This window comes from Arthrobacter cheniae, from assembly GCF_003602275.1.
In the GTDB taxonomy this organism is placed as follows: Bacteria; Actinomycetota; Actinomycetes; order Actinomycetales; family Micrococcaceae; genus Arthrobacter_D; species Arthrobacter_D cheniae.
On record NZ_QZVT01000005.1, the window covers coordinates 54,710 to 70,467 of the forward strand.

Annotated in this window: 12 protein-coding genes; 7 read left to right on the forward strand and 5 right to left on the reverse strand. The window is 66.2% G+C overall.

Annotated features, from left to right (window positions below):
* Positions 1 to 12: 12 nt before the first annotated feature.
* From D6T63_RS10515 to D6T63_RS10525, 3 genes are read left to right on the forward strand one after another with little or no spacing between them, the layout of a single operon-like run.
* Positions 13 to 2,553, forward strand: coding sequence for a DEAD/DEAH box helicase (locus D6T63_RS10515; RefSeq protein ID WP_120149012.1), 2,541 nt, complete (start codon positions 13 to 15; stop codon positions 2,551 to 2,553).
* A 55-nt stretch (positions 2,554 to 2,608) separates the two neighbouring features.
* Positions 2,609 to 3,088 (forward strand): GNAT family N-acetyltransferase, encoded by a 480-nt coding sequence (locus tag D6T63_RS10520; protein ID WP_120149013.1) that lies wholly within the window; start codon positions 2,609 to 2,611, stop codon positions 3,086 to 3,088.
* A complete protein-coding gene (locus D6T63_RS10525) occupies positions 3,085 to 4,425 on the forward strand; it encodes an alpha/beta fold hydrolase (RefSeq protein ID WP_120149014.1) in 1,341 nt (446 codons plus the stop codon). Before D6T63_RS10520 ends, D6T63_RS10525 begins: the two co-directional genes overlap by 4 nt.
* Before the next feature lie 170 nt (positions 4,426 to 4,595).
* Here the strand turns inward: D6T63_RS10525 and D6T63_RS10530 are convergent, their stop codons facing one another.
* The 3 genes from D6T63_RS10530 to coaE all read right to left on the reverse strand — a co-directional run bounded on the left by D6T63_RS10530 (position 4,596) and on the right by coaE (position 9,215).
* Positions 4,596 to 5,678: a TerC family protein gene (locus D6T63_RS10530; RefSeq protein WP_120149015.1), complete on the reverse strand. Its 1,083-nt coding sequence runs from the start codon at positions 5,676 to 5,678 to the stop codon at positions 4,596 to 4,598.
* A gap of 297 nt (positions 5,679 to 5,975) precedes the next feature.
* Positions 5,976 to 8,051 carry an excinuclease ABC subunit UvrB gene (gene uvrB / locus D6T63_RS10535; protein WP_120149016.1) on the reverse strand — a complete coding sequence of 692 codons (2,076 nt, stop codon included), beginning with the start codon at positions 8,049 to 8,051 and terminating at the stop codon, positions 5,976 to 5,978.
* 81 nt (positions 8,052 to 8,132) lie between these two features.
* A complete protein-coding gene (coaE, locus tag D6T63_RS10540) occupies positions 8,133 to 9,215 on the reverse strand; it encodes a dephospho-CoA kinase (RefSeq protein ID WP_120149262.1) in 1,083 nt (360 codons plus the stop codon).
* A gap of 141 nt (positions 9,216 to 9,356) precedes the next feature.
* Between coaE and D6T63_RS10545 the strand changes: the two genes are divergently transcribed.
* Positions 9,357 to 11,027, forward strand: a complete 1,671-nt coding sequence (locus D6T63_RS10545; RefSeq protein WP_235830680.1) for a RecQ family ATP-dependent DNA helicase — start codon at positions 9,357 to 9,359, stop codon at positions 11,025 to 11,027.
* Between the two features lie 24 nt (positions 11,028 to 11,051).
* On the opposite strand, the gene D6T63_RS10550 is transcribed toward D6T63_RS10545, so the two are convergent.
* Entirely contained in the window at positions 11,052 to 11,390 is a 339-nt protein-coding gene (locus D6T63_RS10550; RefSeq protein WP_120149017.1) for a hypothetical protein, read from the reverse strand.
* A 251-nt stretch (positions 11,391 to 11,641) separates the two neighbouring features.
* Between D6T63_RS10550 and D6T63_RS10555 the strand changes: the two genes are divergently transcribed.
* From D6T63_RS10555 to D6T63_RS10565, 3 genes are read left to right on the forward strand one after another with little or no spacing between them, the layout of a single operon-like run.
* Positions 11,642 to 12,343: a GAF and ANTAR domain-containing protein gene (locus tag D6T63_RS10555; RefSeq protein WP_182976953.1), complete on the forward strand. Its 702-nt coding sequence runs from the start codon at positions 11,642 to 11,644 to the stop codon at positions 12,341 to 12,343.
* An 11-nt stretch (positions 12,344 to 12,354) separates the two neighbouring features.
* Complete coding sequence (locus tag D6T63_RS19795; protein ID WP_235830681.1) at positions 12,355 to 12,762, forward strand: hypothetical protein; 408 nt, start codon at positions 12,355 to 12,357, stop codon at positions 12,760 to 12,762.
* 39 nt (positions 12,763 to 12,801) lie between these two features.
* Positions 12,802 to 13,977 carry a class I SAM-dependent methyltransferase gene (locus tag D6T63_RS10565; protein ID WP_120149019.1) on the forward strand — a complete coding sequence of 392 codons (1,176 nt, stop codon included), beginning with the start codon at positions 12,802 to 12,804 and terminating at the stop codon, positions 13,975 to 13,977.
* A 79-nt stretch (positions 13,978 to 14,056) separates the two neighbouring features.
* Here the strand turns inward: D6T63_RS10565 and rpsA are convergent, their stop codons facing one another.
* A complete protein-coding gene (gene rpsA, locus D6T63_RS10570) occupies positions 14,057 to 15,529 on the reverse strand; it encodes a 30S ribosomal protein S1 (RefSeq protein WP_120149020.1) in 1,473 nt (490 codons plus the stop codon).
* Positions 15,530 to 15,758 lie beyond the last annotated feature (229 nt).

Here is a 15,758-nt window from a genome sequence, read left to right on the forward strand (position 1 = left end):
GCTGAACGGACCATGAGGATCCAAGAACACCTTCCACGGCACGACGACGGCCGACTCACCGCGGACGCGGTCTACGAGGCCTTCACGACCTGGGCGACCACGCGCGGACTGGCGCTGTACCCCGCCCAGGACGAGGCGGCGATGGAGTTGGTCTCGGGGAACAACGTCATCCTGGCGACGCCCACCGGGTCCGGTAAGTCGCTCGTCGCGATTGCCGCACACCTGAAGTCCTTCGCCGAGGGGCGGACGAGCTACTACACCGCCCCGATCAAGGCGCTCGTTTCGGAGAAGTTCTTCGCACTCTGCGACATCTTCGGTCCGGAGAACGTCGGCATGATCACCGGCGACTCCGGCGTCAATCAGGATGCCCCGATTATCTGCTGCACGGCGGAGATTCTCGCGAACCTGGCCCTCAGGGAGGGTTCCGCGGCCGACGTCGACACGGTGGTCATGGACGAATTCCACTTCTACTCCGACCCGCAGCGGGGGTGGGCCTGGCAGGTGCCGCTGCTCGAACTGCCGCAGGCCCAGTTCCTCATCATGTCGGCGACGCTCGGCGACGTCACGCGATTCGAGAAGGACCTGACCGAACTGACGGGCCGCGCGACTGCCACCGTGACCTCCGTCGAACGCCCCATCCCGCTGCACTTCTACTACGTCGAGACACCGGTACAGGAGTCCCTCGAGGAACTGCTCTCCACTCGGCAGGCGCCGGTGTACGTGGTGCACTTCAGTCAGGCAGAGGCCATCGAGCGCGCCCAGAACCTGATGAGCGTCAACGTCTGCACGCGCGAGGAGAAGGACCGCATAGCCGAGCTCATCGCGTCCTTCCGGTTCTCCGCCGGCTTCGGCAAGACCCTCAACCGGCTCGTCCGTCACGGCATCGGCGTCCACCACGCGGGCATGCTCCCCAAGTACCGTCGCCTCGTCGAACAGCTCGCGCAAGCCGGCCTGCTGAAAGTCATCTGCGGAACGGACACGCTCGGCGTCGGAATCAATGTGCCCATCCGGACGGTACTGCTGACCGCCCTGAGCAAGTACGACGGCGTCCGCACGCGCCTGCTCAACGCGCGGGAATTCCACCAGATCTCAGGCAGGGCGGGGCGCGCGGGCTATGACACCGCCGGTACCGTCGTCGTGCAGGCGCCGGAGCACGTCGTCGAGAACGTGAAAGCCATGGCGAAGGCGGTGGGCAAGTTCGGCGACGACCAGAAGAAGCTGCGCCAGGTGGTGCGGAAGAAGCCGCCACAGGGCTTCGTCTCCTGGGGTAAGCCCACGTACGAGCGGCTCGTCGAGAGCGTCCCGGATCCTCTGACGTCGTCGTTTTCCGTCAGCCATTCGATGCTCCTGAACCTGCTGGAACGGCCCGGCGACCCCTTCATTGCGGCCAAGCGGCTGCTCAGCGAGAACCACGAGACGCGCGCCTCCCAGCTACGCCTGATGAAGCGGGCTATCGGCATCTACCGCGAGCTCGTCACAGCGGGCATCGTGGAGAAGCTCCCGGAGCCGGAACCGGATGGACGACGGGTGCGGCTCAAGGTGCACTTCCAGGCTAACTTCGCGCTCAACCAGCCGCTGTCCCCCTTTGCCCTCGCCAGCCTGGAGATCCTGGACCCCGAGGCCCCGGGCTACGCGCTCGACGTCGTCTCCGTCATCGAGGCGACGCTCGAGAAACCACGTCAGGTGCTCAACGCGCAGGAGAAGAAGGCCCGCGGCGAAGCGGTGGCTGCAATGAAGGCCGAAGGCATCGACTACGACGCGCGCATGGCCCGCCTCGAAGAGGTCAGCTACCCAAAGCCGCTCGAGGAATTGCTCCAGCAGGCCTTCGATGTGTACCGGTCGTCCGCTCCCTGGCTCGGCGATTTCGAACTCGCGCCGAAATCCGTGGTGCGCGACATGTACGAGCGGGCCATGAGCTTCGGGGAGTATGTGGCCTTCTACTCCCTCACCCGTTCCGAGGGCATCCTCCTCCGCTACCTCGCCGACTGCTACAAGGCGTTGCGGCACACCGTGCCCGTCGAGGCCCTGCGGGAGGATCTCAGCGACATCATGGAGTGGCTCGGTGAACTGGTCCGCCAGGTCGACAGCAGTCTCCTGGACGAATGGACGCAGCTCGCGGCCGGCATCACCACGGGCGCTGCGGTGAACGCCGTGGACCTGCCCGAGGAACCGCCGTCGGTGACGTCGAACGAGCGGGCTTTCCGCGTCATGGTGCGCAACGAGATGTTCCAGCGCGTGAAACTGTTCGCGGACGAGCAGGACGAGGCCCTCGGCGCGCTCGATGCCGACTCGGGGTGGACCGCGGACCGGTGGGCCGAGGCCCTCGACGGCTATTTCGGAGATTACGAGGACATCGACGACGGGCCCGAGGCCCGGGGTCCGGATCTCCTGCTCATCACGAAGACGCCGGGTGCCTGGAAGGTCCGGCAGATCCTCAAGGACCCGGAGGGCAACGGCGACTGGGGCATCAACGCCGAAGTGGACCTGGCGGCGTCGGACGAGGCTGGCACCGCCGTCGTACGGATCCTCGGCGTCGGAGCGCCTGCCTCCTGACGGAGCGTCCACCGGCGGGGATAATTCGGGGAGCCGGCGTGGCTAGGCTTGGGGTATGACTACCATTCGGGAAGCACGGCCGGCAGACGTCCCGGTCATCCTCCAGCTGATTCATGACCTCGCCCTCTACGAGCGGGAGCCGGATGCTGTGAAGAACACCGCCGAGTCCCTCCGGAACGCGCTGTTCGGCGAGCGGCCCTCCATCTTCGCCCACGTCGCGGAAGATCACCACCAGGTGCAGGGCTTCGCCCTGTGGTTCCTCAACTACTCGACCTGGGAGGGAGTCAACGGCATCTACCTCGAGGACCTGTACGTACGTCCTGAGGCACGCGGGGCCGGGCACGGCAAGGCACTGCTCGCCAATCTCGCGCGAATCGCCGCGGACCGCGGCTATGCCCGGGTCGAGTGGTCGGTATTGGACTGGAACGGGCCGTCCATCCGCTTCTACGAGAGCCTCGGTGCGCGTCCGCAGTCCGGCTGGAGCACGTTCCGGCTGACGGGCGATGCCCTCGCCGAGGTGGCCGCTCTCCGATGAACCGCTCGTCCACCGATCCAAGGGATGCAGCCCTCCCGACAGCTGACCACGTGATCGGCACGACCGCCGTCATGCGGGGCCTTCGCGCCACCCCACACTTCTTCCAGGTTCCCCTGGACCACAGCCGTCCGGCCTCTCCGCTCATCGAGGTGTTCGCCCGCGAGTACTCATCCCTGGACCACAGCGACGACGACGCCGCCCGTCTTCCCTGGCTGCTCTTCCTGCAGGGTGGCCCGGGAGGGCGCGGCGTCCGGTCCACCCAACTCACGGGGTGGATGAAGGCTGCGGCGAAACAGTTCCGGATCCTGATGCTCGACCAGCGGGGTACCGGCTTGTCCACACCGGCGGACGCCGCGACCCTGGCCTCGCTGCGGAGCCCGCAGGAGCAGGCCGACTACCTGACACACTTTCGGGCGGACTCGATCGTTGCGGATGCCGAGCTGATCCGCAGGCGGCTCGGCAGCAATCCGTGGACCGTGTTCGGGCAGAGCTACGGCGGCTTCTGCACCCTCACCTACCTGTCCACAGCGCCTGAAGGCATCGATCGCGCACTGATTACCGGTGGTCTCGCTCCCCTGTCCGGAGTTGCGGACGACGTGTACCGGGCGACCTTCGCCCGCGTGGAAGAACGCAACCGTCAATACTTCTCCTGGTACCCCGAGGACCGCGGTACGGTCACCCGCATAGCTCGTCACCTCGACGACGTCGTGGAGCACCTTCCCAGCGGCGAACGCCTGACAGCGCAGCGCTTCCAGATGGTCGGTTCGCTCCTCGGCGGTAATACGAGGGTTCACGCGCTCCACTACCTGCTCGAGGACGCCTTCATATCAGTCGGCGGCCGCCCACGTCTTTCTGCGACCTTCCTCGAACAGGTGCACGGCATGGTGAGCCGGGCTGCGCAGCCGCTCTACGCCGTCCTGCACGAGTCGATCTACTGCCAGGGCGCTGCATCAGCGTGGGCCGCGCAGCGCGTGCTGGAGGAATACCCGCAGTTCCGTGCCGACGCGAAGGAGACGCTTCTCACCGGGGAGATGATCTACCCCTGGTACTTCACGGAGGACCCCGCCCTCAGGCCCCTGCAGCCGGTCGCCGAGATCCTCGCTGCGAAGGAGGACTGGGGTCGGCTGTATGACACGGACGTGCTGGCCACCAATACTGTCCCGGCGGCCGCAGCGGTCTACCGGCACGACATCTACGTCGACCGTGACCTGTCGCTGCGGACCGCTGCAACCGTCCGCAACCTCGAGGTCTGGGAGACGGACGAGTTCCACCACGACGGCATCGCCGACGACGGTGAAGCGATCTTCGAGCGGCTGCTCGCAATGACTCGCGCCTAGCCGCGCCTGGCGCGAACACGTCTGGCCGCCCCATCCCACGGGTTTGCCGCTCGGTGAGCACCCGTCGCCCCATCAGCCATCGGCATTGGCCGCGCATACAGAAGGACCCCGCACGGCGTGCGGGGTCCTTCTGTAGGGCAGGCGTGGGTCATACCCCGTACGCCGAGATACTAACGGCGGCGGTCCTTGACCCCGGCCTCACCCGCAGCCTCGTCGAGTTCCCCATCGACGACGGGAGCGTCGGCGACCTCACCGGCTGCATCGGACCGGGCGGCACTGTTGTCGGTTACGCGCGAGCGGATCAGGCTGGCGATGACGGCGACGACGATCGTAGCCACGATGACGGCCAACGAGACGAAGGTCGGGATCTCGGGCGCCCACTCGATGTGCTCTCCGCCGTTGATGAACGGCAGTTCATTGACGTGCATCGCGTGCAGAATCAGTTTCACACCGATGAACGCGAGGATCACGGAGAGGGCGTGCTTGAGGTAGATCAGGCGCGTCATGAGGCCGCCGAGCAGGAAGTAGAGCTGGCGCAAGCCCATGAGGGCGAAGATGTTCGCCGTGAAGACGATGAAGGCGCTCTGCGTCAGACCGAAGATCGCGGGGATGGAATCGACCGCGAAGAGCAGGTCCGTGAGGCCGATCGTCACGAAGACGATCAGCATCGGGGTGAAGACCTTCTTGCCGTCGACGACGGTCCGCACCTTGTTGCCGTCGTAGGACTCGGACATCGGCAGGACCGACTTGAGCTTGGAGATCAGCTTGTTGTCGCCCGCGTGCTCCTCGTCCTCCCCCGAGTCGGTGGCCTGCTTGTAGGCCGTGTACAGGAGGAAGGCACCGAAGATGTAGAAGATCCAGCTGAAGTTCTCGATCACCGCGGCGCCCAGGGCGATGAAGATCCCGCGGAGGATCAGCGCGATGATGATGCCCACCATGAGCACTTCCTGCTGGTACTTCCTCGGTACCGAGAAGCGGGCCATGATGATGATGAACACGAAGAGGTTGTCGATGCTCAGGCTGTATTCGGTGATCCAACCTGCGACGAACTGGCCGCCGTACTCCGGCCCGGTGAACACGAACATCAACGCCGCGAACACGAGCGCGAGTCCCACGTAAAAGGTGACCCAGAGACCGGCCTCCTTCATGGAGGGCTCATGCGGGCGTTTCAGGACGAGCAGCAGATCGAACAGCAGGATGATACCGAGCACGACGAACGTGCCGATCTCGAATATCAGGGGCAATTCGGGCATGGAGTACCTTCCGGAGGATGCAATGAATGTCCGTAAGTCTCTCCGCCGCGGCCTTCAGCCGGCTGACCGCTACGTCCGGCTGGGCGACGGTGCCCTGCGTGTTGACGTTCGTAGCGCTTGGGATACTCCCCTACGTTCCAACAATGGTACCCGGACAGCTGGAAGCTACCCAACGAGGTTCATCGCTGGACAAGGAACGGCTTGTCAGGGTGCCGCCCACGCCACTGCAGCTCCCTCACCTCGCAGACCAGGACGATAGCGGCTCCGGCCGGCGCGCCCGGTTCCGCAGCGGTGGAGCTAGGCATGCCCGGCGGACTGCATCTGCCGGAGTTCCTTCTTCAGGTCGCCGACCTCGTCCCGGAGGCGGCCGGCGAGCTCGAACTGCAGCTCGCCGGCGGCGGCGTGCATCTGGTCCGTGAGCTGCTGGATGAGATCGGTGAGATCTTCGGCCGGCACCGAGGCGAGCCCGGTGTGGCGCGCTACGCCCTTCTTCGGCTTCCTGCCCTTCCCCGCTTCCTCCAGGAGCGCGCGCGTGTCCGCGTCCTCGCGATTGATCGTGTCGGTGATGTCAGCGATCCGCTTGCGCAGGGGGGTGGGATCGATGCCGTGCTCGAGGTTGTGGGCGACCTGGATCTCACGGCGCCTGTTCGTCTCGTCGATCGCCCGTGCCATGGAGTCGGTGATGCGGTCCGCGTACATGTGGACCTCGCCGGACACGTTACGGGCTGCGCGGCCGATGGTCTGGATGAGGGAGGTGGCACTCCGGAGGAAACCCTCCTTGTCGGCGTCGAGGATACTGACGAGCGACACCTCGGGCAGGTCGAGTCCTTCGCGGAGCAGGTTGATGCCGACCAGGACGTCGAACGTCCCCATGCGGAGCTCGCGCAGGAGTTCCACGCGCCGCAGGGTGTCCACGTCCGAGTGCAGGTACTCGACCTTCACGCCGTGCTCGAGCAGGTAGCCGGTGAGGTCCTCCGCCATGCGCTTGGTGAGGGTGGTGACGAGCACGCGCTCGTTGATCTCCACGCGCTTCCGGATCTCCCCCAGGAGGTCGTCGATCTGACCCTTGGTCGGCTTCACGACGATCTCCGGATCGATGAGGCCCGTGGGGCGGATGATCTGCTGCACGAAACCATCGGCCTTGCCCAGCTCGTACTTGCCCGGCGTCGCCGAGAGGTAGACCGTCTGGCCGATGCGCTCGAGGAACTCGTCCCACTTCAGCGGGCGGTTGTCCATCGCGGAGGGCAGGCGGAAACCGTGATCCACGAGGGTCCGCTTGCGCGAGGAGTCGCCCTCGTACATCGCGCCGATCTGGGGGATGGTCACGTGCGACTCGTCGACGACGAGCAGGAAGTCGTCGGGGAAGTAGTCGATCAGGCAGTGCGGCGCCGACGCCGGCCCGCGACCGTCGATGTGCCGGGAGTAGTTCTCGATGCCGTTGCAAAAGCCCATCTGCTGCATCATCTCGAGGTCGTAGGTCACCCGCATACGCAGCCGCTGCGCCTCGACGAGCTTGTTCTGCGATTCGAACTCGGCGAGCCGCTGCTGCAGTTCATCCTCGATGTCCTTGATGGCACGCGTCATGCGGTCCTCGCCGGCCACGTAGTGCGACGCAGGGAAGACGTACATCTCCTCCTCCTCGCGGATGACGTTGCCCGTCAGGGGGTCGAGGGTGTAGATGTTCTCGACCTCGTCGCCGAAGAACTCGATGCGGAGGGCGTGCTCCTCGTACATGGGGATGATCTCGACGGTGTCGCCGCGCACGCGGAAGGTGCCGCGGTGGAAGTCGATGTCATTGCGCGTGTACTGCATGCCGACGAACTGCCGCAGCAGCTCATCCCTGTTCATCTGGTCCCCGCGGCGCAGCGTGACCATCTTGTTGATGTACTCCTCGGGCGTACCGAGGCCGTAGATGCATGACACCGTGGCAACGACGATGACGTCCCTGCGAGTCAGCAGCGCATTGGTCGCGGAGTGACGCAGCCGCTCCACCTCCTCGTTGATCGAGGAGTCCTTCTCGATGAACGTGTCCGTCTGCGGGACGTACGCCTCGGGCTGGTAGTAGTCGTAGTAGGAGACGAAGTACTCGACCGCGTTGTTGGGCAGCAGCTCCCTGAACTCGTTGGCGAGCTGCGCCGCGAGGGTCTTGTTCTGCACCATGACGAGCGTGGGCCGCTGCACCTGTTCGATCAGCCAGGCGGTGGTCGCGCTCTTGCCCGTCCCGGTGGCCCCGAGCAGGACGACATCCTTCTCCCCGGCGTTGATCCGCTCGGCCAGTTCCTTGATGGCGGTGGGCTGGTCACCGGCCGGCTGGAACTCGCTGATGACCTCGAAAGGCGCCACGACACGCTTGATATCCTGCGCAAGACTCATGCCTTAACGGTAGTCCCTGCCGGTGACACTTCCCCCCGGATTTGCTCGCGGCTGAAAGGCCGCGCTGCTCGGCCGAGCCCTTCAGTCCGGTCGCGGTGGGGAGGAAATGGTGACCGTGACATCGATCGCCGGATCGGCCGAGCGATGCAGGACGAGCGCACCAGTCGATGGGGACCCGCCCCGCTCGGCGTCGCGCGGAAAACCGGCTGCCGTCACGACCGTCGAAGCCTCCGCTCGATCGTCCTCCTGACCGAGGCGAACCTGCAGGTGCGCCCGAACGACGTCGTCCGTTCGATCCAACCCCTGGGTGGCCGATCCCGGCGCAGCCGACCCGACGCGCATCCCGGCCGGCAGTGCTGCCACCAGTTTGCCCGTCATACGCCTCTCGAGTCCGCTGGTTCCCGGAAGGCCCCACGCCGCAGCGTCCCCGCCGGCTACGACGTCGGCGGAAGACACCGCGGTGTCCACAGCACCAGCACCAGCACCAGCACCAGCGCCAGCGCCAGCAAGGGTTGGGGACACCTCCGGACCGTCGGACCGTGGAGCCGGCCTGCCGGCCGCAAGATTGTCGCGGAACGGCACGATCCGGCGTTCCCACAGGACGGTCGTCGCGGTGAGGAGGTCATTGAGCGCACGGTCGTTCACGAGGACGGCGTCCGCGGCGGCGAGGCGATCCGCGCGGGAGGCCTGCGCGGTGATGCGCTGCCGGGCGTCGCCCGGATCGATACCCCGCCGCTCGACCATCCGCGCGATCCGCTGTTCGTCCGGCGCATCGACGACGATCACCAGGTGGAACCGGGCGGCCTGGCGCGTCTCGACCAGCAGGGGGATGTCCTCGACCACCACTGCGTCGCCGGGGGCCCGCGCGATCAACCGGGCGGCTTCTGCGCGGACGCGGGGATGGACGATAGCGTTGAGCCGCTCCCGCTCGGAGCGGTCGCGGAAAACGAGGCGACCCAGCGCAGGTCGGTCCAGCGCGCCGTCCGCTCCAAGGACTCCTGGCCCGAAGGCGGCCACGACCTCGTCGAGGCCCTCGGTCCCCGGCTCGACCACGGCCCGCGCCAGGAGGTCGGCATCCACGATGACGGCCCCGAGGCGCCCGAGTTCGGCGGCAACGGCGGATTTTCCGGCCGCAATCCCTCCAGTCAGTCCGATGCGCAGCATGAGCACACCCTAGCCCGTCCTCGCCCGTGCTTTCCGAAGGTCCCTCCGGCTGTCAAGGGACCGTCGGGCGCAGAGGGCAACTCGGGAAATGGCGGGACCCATGAATACGCTCAGTGCACTTACTTCTTATCGAGGAGAACCGTGACGATCACCCTCCAGGACCTTCAGGACACCGCCGCCTCCACCTTCGGCTGGGACGATCTGCGCCCCGGCCAGGAGCGGGCCATGGAGGCGGTGCTCGAAGGTCACAGCGTCCTGTGCGTCATGCCCACCGGGTCCGGGAAGTCGGCGATCTACCAGGTGCCTGCGATGGCGCTTCCCGGCGTCGCCGTCGTCATCTCCCCCTTGATCGCCCTACAGCACGACCAGGCGGAGTCGATCAACGAACACGCAGGCGCCACCCGGGCCCTTGCCATCAATTCGAGCATGAGGAAGAGCGAGGTCGCTGCGGCGTGGGAGGCGGCGGACGACGACGACGAGTCCACGCGCGCGAAGTTCCTGTTCCTGGCCCCCGAGCAGGTCGCGCGGGACGACGTCGCGGCACGCCTGCGCGCCCTCGACGTCTCACTGGTCGTCGTCGACGAGGCGCACTGCGTCTCGTCGTGGGGACACGATTTCCGGCCGGACTACCTGCAGCTGGGCCACCTCGTGCGCGAACTCCAGGTGCCGGTGATCGCCCTCACGGCGACGGCCTCCCGCCCCGTGCAGAAAGAGATCGTCGAGAGGCTCCACCTGAAGGACCCGGTCGTCATGGCCGAGGGCTTCGACCGCCCGAATATCTTCCTCGACGTCATGCAGCATGTCGAGGGGGACGAGAAGCAGCGAGCCGTCCGCGACCACGTTCTCGGACTCGCCGGGCCGGGGCTCGTCTATGCCGCGACGAAGAAGGCGGCCGACAGGCTCGCCTCCGAGCTGCAGGAACATGGGCGGAGTGCGGACGTTTATCACGCCGGGCGGCTGAAGAGCGAACGCGAAGCTGTCCACGAGGGCTTCCTCGACGGCTCGATCGATATCGTCGTCGCGACGACGGCCTTCGGCATGGGCATCGACAAGCCGGACGTGCGCTTTGTCGTGCATGCGGACATCTCGGACTCCCTGGACAGCTACTACCAGGAGATCGGCCGTGGTGGCCGTGACGGGCTCGACACACAGGCCGTTCTGCACTACCGCCCTGAGGATCTGTCCCTGCGACGATTCTTCGCTGCGAAGTCAGTCAACCGTACGCAGGTCCGCGAACTGTTTCTGCTCATCGCCGCCCAGGACAAGCCGGTGAAGATGAAAAAACTGAAGGAGCTGTCGGGCCTTTCCCCGCGTAAACTGACCGGGCTCCTCAACCTGCTCGCGGCGTCGGAGAGCATCGGTGACGGGGTGAAGGGCTACCGGGCCAGGAAGATCACCGCGGACGAGGCCGTCGAGAGAGTGGTGGAGCAGGCGGAGAACCGGGAGCGGATCGATCAGTCACGTGTCGAGATGGCCCGCCGCTACGCCGAGACGAAGGGGTGCCGCCGACAGTTCCTGCTTGCCTACTTCGGGGAGGAACTCCCGGAGCCCTGCGGTAACTGCGGCAACTGCGCACGGGAGGCATCCGCGGTCCGGGCTCCCGAGCCGGCAGGAGCGACGCCCGCCGGAGAGGATGATGTGCCCTTCGAGGTCGACGCGACGGTAGAACATCCGGAGTGGGGACCCGGCACCGTCATGGGCTACGAGGAGGGCATCATCACGGTCCTGTTCGACTCGGTCGGCTACAAGACCCTCTCGCTGGCGCTCGTGGAGGACAAGAACCTCCTCGCAGAAGTGCCGCCCGCCGCATAGGGCGGGCGGCATGCCGATCCACGACTACCGCGGCTGGGCCGGGTTGGTCGGGTCCCCTTGAGACGGCGGGTTGATCGGCGGACCGGACGTCGCAGGGCTCACCGGTGATCCGCCGGCGGTGCTCCCGACTTCCGGCAGCGAGGTTCCCGCGCCCTCGGACAGGTCCGCACCGCCCTGCACCGCGCGGAGCCGCTGCTGCAGCACCAGCTTCACGGGCAGGCGATCGCCATGGGCTTCCTCGTAGTCGAGCAACGCTTGCAGGCCCCCCTCATCGAGCCCCGTGATGCGTGTCGGTAACGTCCCGAGGGGGATGTGGTCGTAGTCGGGCAGGGGCAGTTCGTCACGGCCTGGTGATCCGGTCACGTCAACTCCTAGTTCAATTCAGAAGCATGCTGAGTGATTCCACCCTAGGGATCGCCGGCGGCGAGGGGCAAGCACCTTCTCTCCCGTCGCCGGATGGACCAGCGCACCGGAAGCCGTGTAGCGGTAGCCCCTCAATGGCACCCGCGCGAGGCCGCGTGTGGCCGATGGTGAGGGGTGTCCGCTGTGTATCCTGTAACTTCGTACTCGATCAAGACGACCCTGTTGCCGAGGCTGGAACTGTGACTTCACCGATGGAAGAACTGACTTTCGTCTTCGCCAGGCTCAAGGGCCTCCTGCTGACGGATTCGAAGGCCAGCGAGGCGGTTGAGGACCTTGCGGAGGCCGTGAAAAAGTCGGTACCCGGGTCCCTCGGAGCCGGCGTGTCCCTCATCGACGATCAGGGCCGGAAGCGGAGCACGGGCTACACCGACGATGTCGTGGCGGCAGCCGACGAGCTGCAGTACGAGCTCGGCCAGGGCCCGTGCCTCACGGCCTGGGCTGCTGAGTCGACAGTGCAGATCGACGACGTCCGGACCGACGACCGATGGCCGCTGTGGAGAGAAGCCGTCGCCGATCTTCCGCTGCGCTCCACCCTGAGCATCGCGCTCGTCCATGACAGGAGGAGCATCGGCGCCCTCAAGGTGTACTCACCCCTTCCCTCCGCCTTCTCCGCCCAGGATCGCAAGCAGCTGGTCCTTCTCGCCTCCCCGGCCGCGACGCTGCTCGGTACCGCCCAACCGGACACTGCTCCCGCCGCGGCGAGCAAGGCCCTTCAGCACGCCCTGGCCACCAGGGACCTCATCCATACGGCGCGGGGCGTCCTCATGGAACGACACGGCCTCGATGCAGACACCGCCATGCGACGCATGCTGACCGAGGCGGCCTCCACGAAGACCGACCTGAAAGCCGTAGCCCTCTCCGTCATCAACGGCACCGCCGGCAGCTCCCACTGAAGGCGCAGCCCGTGGAGAACCATCCAGATCACGAATTCCAGCGGGTCAACCTCCTCCGGGCGGTTCGTCATGCACAGATCGAAGCGAGCCAACTCTGGCTGCACTACTTCGGCCTCGGCGGAGACGCCGGCGAGTACGAGGTGGAAGCCTACCTGCACGGCTCCTTCACCCTCCCGCCCCTTCAGCGCGACCTCCTCGCGCACGCGGCGAACGAATTGATCGACGGTCTGCCCCCGCCACCGAGAGCCCCCTACAGTACCGACTCAGCCGGCGACGCCGGGCCCGGACCCGACACCGAACCGGCCGAGGCGGATGTCGTCCGATCGGCTGGTCCCTCCCTCGACTGGCTCTTCGACGCCGCGCCTGATGACAGTGATCCCGGCAGCCGTGACCCTGATGCCGGTACCATCCCTCCCTGACCGGGCGTGCAGGTCCGCGGAACCGTCGCGGCACCTAGGATGGAGCGGGTGACCCCGTTGAACCTCGACCTGCTGCGCCGTCGTCCCGATATCGAGGCACCGGAACTGGTCGCCGTCGACGCAGCCGACCGACTCCTCCTCGGTCTCGCCGCCGACAGACTCCGATCGCCGGGCATGATCGCGACGATCAATGACTCCTACGGCGCACTCACCCTCGGAGCTGCGGATCTGACGGGCGGCAGCGGTATCCGCGCGTTCCAGGACGGTATCGTGCACGAACGGGCTCTCGCACTCAACGCCGAGGACCAGGGCCTGCGGGATGCGTACCGATCCCTCCCCCTGACTCCGGCCCTGCTCGACGACGTCTCGACCGTGCTGCTGCGACTGCCGCGCTCGCTCGATGAACTCGATGAGCTCGCATGGACCATCGCCGCCCACGCCCGACCGGACGTCCAGGTGCTGGCCGCGGGGCGGATCAAGCACATGTCCGTCTCCATGAATGCGATCCTCGGACGGTACTTCGGCTCAGTCACCGCAAGTCTCGCCCGGCAGAAGTCGCGTGTCCTCATCGCGGCCGGGCCCCGTCCAGTCCCTCCCACCACGTTTCCACGGCGGGCCACATACGACGTCGGCCTTGACCGGCCACTGGAGCTGCGCGCCTTCGGTGCCACCTTCGGTGGTGCGTCGCTCGACCCCGGGACGCGCCTCCTGCTCCCCCACCTGCGCGGAATCGGCCGAGCACTCCCCCCGGCGGCAGCCGCTTCCACCAAGCGGGATCGGCCCGGAGCGATCATCGACCTCGGCAGCGGGAACGGTGCCATCTCGTCCTACCTCGCGCTGTGCACTCCCGGCCTCAGCATCCTTGCGACGGACCAGTCTGCGTCGGCTGCCGCATCGACGACGGCGACTGCCATAGCGAACGGCGTCGCCGGCCGCATCGAGGTCACCCGGGATGACGCACTGTCGCTCGTCCCGGACGCATCCGCCCGCGTGATCGTCCTCAATCCACCCTTCCACATCGGCAGTACGGTGCACGCGGGTATCGCCCACCGGCTCTTCGACGCGTGCGCCCGCGTCCTCTCGCCAGGTGGTGAGCTGTGGACCGTCTGGAACAGTCACCTCCGCTACCGGCCCGTGCTCGAACGCGTCATCGGACCTACGCGCCAGCTGGAACGCTCTCCGCGGTTCACCGTGACGGTCTCGACCAGGCGGTAGGAGACAGGCCTACGCACACAGATGAAAAAGGCCCCCGTCCAGTGGACGGGGGCCTTCTTCGGTTCAGCTATGAGGTAGCTTACGCTCCGGTCAGCTTCTCACGGAGAGCCGCGAGCGCCTCGTCCGAGGCGAGCGTGCCCGATCCGGTGTCGGCGACGACGGGCTCCGAGGAGTAGCTCGTCGAGTTCGACTCCACAGGCTCGTTCGCTGCAGCGGCGTCATCGGACGCGTGCTGCACAACCTGCTTCTTGTGGGACTCCCAGCGTGACTGGGCCTCGGCGTACTGAGCCTCCCAGGCAGCGCGCTGGGTCTCGTAGCCCTCGAGCCATTCGTTCGACTCGGGGTCGAAGCCCTCCGGGTACTTGTAGTTGCCCTCTTCGTCGTACTCGGCAGCCATACCGTACAGCGCCGGATCGAACTCGGTGCTGTCGGCGTCGACACCCTCGTTGGCCTGCTTGAGGCTGAGGGAGATCCGGCGGCGTTCGAGGTCGATGTCGATGACCTTGACGAAGAGCTCGTCGCCCACGGAGACGACCTGCTCGGCCAGTTCGACGTGGCGGACCGCGAGCTCGGAGATGTGCACGAGGCCTTCGATGCCGTCTTCGACGCGAACGAACGCGCCGAACGGAACGAGCTTCGTGACCTTACCCGGGACAACCTGGCCCAGGGCGTGCGTGCGTGCGAAGGTCTGCCATGGATCTTCCTGGGTGGCCTTCAGCGACAGCGAGACGCGCTCGCGATCGAGATCGACCTCGAGTACCTCCACGGTGACTTCCTGACCGACCTCGACGACCTCGGACGGGTGGTCGATGTGCTTCCAGGACAGCTCGGAGACGTGGACGAGGCCGTCGACGCCGCCGAGGTCCACGAATGCACCGAAGTTGACGATCGAGGAGACGACGCCCGGACGGACCTGGCCCTTCTCGAGCTTGTTGAGGAACGTCGAGCGGACCTCGGACTGGGTCTGCTCGAGCCACGCACGACGCGACAGCACGACGTTGTTGCGGTTCTTGTCGAGCTCGATGATCTTCGCTTCGATCTGCTGGCCGATGTACGGAGCCAGGTCGCGAACACGACGCATCTCGACGAGGGACGCGGGCAGGAAGCCGCGCAGGCCGATGTCCAGGATGAGGCCACCCTTGACGACCTCGATGACGGTACCGGTGACGACGCCGTCTTCTTCCTTGACCTTCTCGATGTCGCCCCAGGCGCGCTCGTACTGAGCACGCTTCTTGGACAGGATCAGTCGGCCTTCTTTGTCTTCCTTGGTGAGAACCAGAGCCTCGACCTGATCGCCCACGGAGACGACGTCTCCGGGATCGACGTCGTGCTTGATGGACAGCTCACGGGAAGGAATGACACCCTCGGTCTTGTAACCGATGTCGAGCAGGACCTCGTCGCGGTCAACCTTGACGACCGTACCCTCGACGAGATCTCCGTCGTTGAAGTACTTGATGGTTGCGTCGATCGCTGCGAGAAAGTCCTCAGCGGTGCCGATGTCGTTGATGGCGACGACGGGGGCACCTTGCTTCTCGGTGGTGGTGATGGTCATGTAGTTGGGACTCCGTTGTGGATGATGACGTGCTCCGGTCATGGGAGACACCGCAGTTCCAGCCGGGCTGGAGCGGGTTCCGATGTCCGGATGTGGACGAAATGGAATGAACCTCGGAAGATTCAGGAGTGGTGGTGCTCCCGGGAGGACGTCGGCTGTTGCCGGAACCCGCCAGGGCGCACTACGCGCCTGTCTAGTCTATCCGCGGCCCCCAAGACCGTCAAAGCAG

What these genes read in the sequence shown, in the direction of transcription:
- rpsA (WP_120149020.1), bottom strand. Translation starts at nt 15,529, where the DNA reads ATGACCATCACCACCACCGAGAAGCAAGGTGCCCCCGTCGTCGCCATC.
- D6T63_RS10520 (WP_120149013.1), top strand. Translation starts at nt 2,609, where the DNA reads ATGACTACCATTCGGGAAGCACGGCCGGCAGACGTCCCGGTCATCCTC.
- D6T63_RS10525 (WP_120149014.1), top strand. Translation starts at nt 3,085, where the DNA reads ATGAACCGCTCGTCCACCGATCCAAGGGATGCAGCCCTCCCGACAGCT.
- D6T63_RS10515 (WP_120149012.1), top strand. Translation starts at nt 13, where the DNA reads ATGAGGATCCAAGAACACCTTCCACGGCACGACGACGGCCGACTCACC.
- D6T63_RS10565 (WP_120149019.1), top strand. Translation starts at nt 12,802, where the DNA reads ATGGAGCGGGTGACCCCGTTGAACCTCGACCTGCTGCGCCGTCGTCCC.
- coaE (WP_120149262.1), bottom strand. Translation starts at nt 9,215, where the DNA reads ATGCTGCGCATCGGACTGACTGGAGGGATTGCGGCCGGAAAATCCGCC.
- D6T63_RS10530 (WP_120149015.1), bottom strand. Translation starts at nt 5,678, where the DNA reads ATGCCCGAATTGCCCCTGATATTCGAGATCGGCACGTTCGTCGTGCTC.
- D6T63_RS10555 (WP_182976953.1), top strand. Translation starts at nt 11,642, where the DNA reads ATGGAAGAACTGACTTTCGTCTTCGCCAGGCTCAAGGGCCTCCTGCTG.
- uvrB (WP_120149016.1), bottom strand. Translation starts at nt 8,051, where the DNA reads ATGAGTCTTGCGCAGGATATCAAGCGTGTCGTGGCGCCTTTCGAGGTC.